Source organism: Microcoleus sp. OTE_8_concoct_300 (assembly GCF_031383065.1).
Classification (GTDB): Bacteria; Cyanobacteriota; Cyanobacteriia; order Cyanobacteriales; family Microcoleaceae; genus Microcoleus.
This window is the reverse complement of sequence record NZ_JANMZH010000617.1, coordinates 1-1,496: the sequence shown is the minus strand read 5'-3', so window position 1 is coordinate 1,496 and position 1,496 is coordinate 1. Positions and strand designations below refer to the sequence as shown.

Genomic DNA, 1,496 nt, shown 5'->3' with positions numbered 1-1,496 from the left:
AATTGCTGTCGGATGAACTCTGCTTGATTCTAACCCGGAACTGGTGACTCCAATCTTGCCGGCTCCGATGGTTTTAGCGAATCCTTCTGCCATTTGCGATCGGCAGGAGTTTCTTTTGCAAACAAACATTACTTTTTTCATTTGATTTGTTGTTAGTTGTTGGTGATTGGAAAATTGTATGAGTAGGCTAGACAGACCCGGGCGTATTATGTCTAAAAAATCGCTTTTCAAACCACAGTGCAAGGTTAACTAAACTAATCAGCACAGGAACTTCTACTAATGGCCCAATCACTGCAGCAAAGGCGGCACCGGAGTTAATGCCAAACACGGCAATGGTGACAGCAATGGCTAATTCAAAGTTATTGCTAGCAGCAGTGAAAGCCAAACTTGCTGATTTCGCATAATCAGCTTTTATTTTCCATGCCATGTAGAAAGTTTCTAAGAACATTAGCACAAAGTAGAGCAGCAACGGAATCGCTATCCGCACCACATCCCTGGGAATCTGAACAATTAAATTTCCCTTTAAGCTAAACATTACTACGATGGTAAACAACAGAAAAATCAGTGTAATTGGACTGATTTTAGGAATGAACTCGCTGTGATACCAGCGCTTGCCTTTGGCTTTTACCAACGCGACGCGAGTTAAAAAGCCTGCCAGAAATGGAATTCCTAAATAAATGAAAACAGTTTGGGCAGTTTCTCCAATTCCTATGTTAACAACGCTGCCTTTTAACCCAAATAATGGGGGTAAAACTGTGATAAAAAACCAGGCATAAACGCTGTAAAATAAAACTTGAAAAATACTGTTGAATGCCACAAGTCCTGCTGTATATTCAGTATCTCCTTTGGCTAACTCGCTCCAGACAATTACCATCGCAATACAGGGGGCTATTCCAATCATAATCAAGCCAGCCATATATTCAGGGTAATCATGTAGAAAAGTGATGGCTAACACAAACATTAAAATCGGGCCGATTACCCAGTTTTGCAATAACGATAGACCGAGAATCTTCGGATTGCGAAATATATCCCCTAACTCTTCATATCGCACCTTGGCAAGCGGTGGATACATCATCAGAATTAAGCCAATGGCAATCGGGATGTTAGTTGTTCCAACTTGAAATTGGTTGATAAATCCTTGGATACCAGGGATGAAAACTCCCAAGCTAACGCCGATGACCATTGCCAGAAAAATCCATAAGGTTAGGTAACGGTCTAAAAAGGAAAGTTGCTTTAAAATGGTCGTATTCTTCATCAGTTATTTTGGATACCTCCTAGGGAAATGCCAACTTTAGATACTCTTAGGAGAGTTAACTTCAAGGGCGCGATTTGCTAGGGCGATCGCCTCTTTAGCCGCTTGTTCCTTGCGTTCGCTGTAGCGATCGGTCAAATAGTCGGTTTGCTCCCGCAACAGCAAGGTAAACTTGTACAGTTCCTCCATCACGTCGATCGCGCGATCGCGATAAGGCGAATCCTTCATCGTCCCATCTTCATTA

General features: G+C 42.2%; 2 protein-coding genes and 1 pseudogene. All 3 read right to left on the bottom strand.

The window, feature by feature from the left end:
• Positions 1-141: arsenate reductase/protein-tyrosine-phosphatase family protein (locus tag ACUVJL_RS28365; RefSeq protein WP_445248899.1), on the bottom strand; the 141-nt coding region annotated here is incomplete at its 3' end.
• Between the two features lie 46 nt (positions 142-187).
• Positions 188-1,255, bottom strand: a complete 1,068-nt coding sequence (gene arsB / locus ACUVJL_RS28360) for an ACR3 family arsenite efflux transporter (protein ID WP_445248898.1) — start codon at positions 1,253-1,255, stop codon at positions 188-190.
• 36 nt (positions 1,256-1,291) lie between these two features.
• Positions 1,292-1,496 (bottom strand): annotated as a pseudogene (locus tag ACUVJL_RS28355) (arsenical resistance protein ArsH); the annotation flags it as partial.

Excerpts from the sequence above, each read along its gene's own strand:
- arsB (WP_445248898.1), bottom strand. The coding sequence starts at position 1,255 with ATGAAGAATACGACCATTTTAAAGCAACTTTCCTTTTTAGACCGTTAC.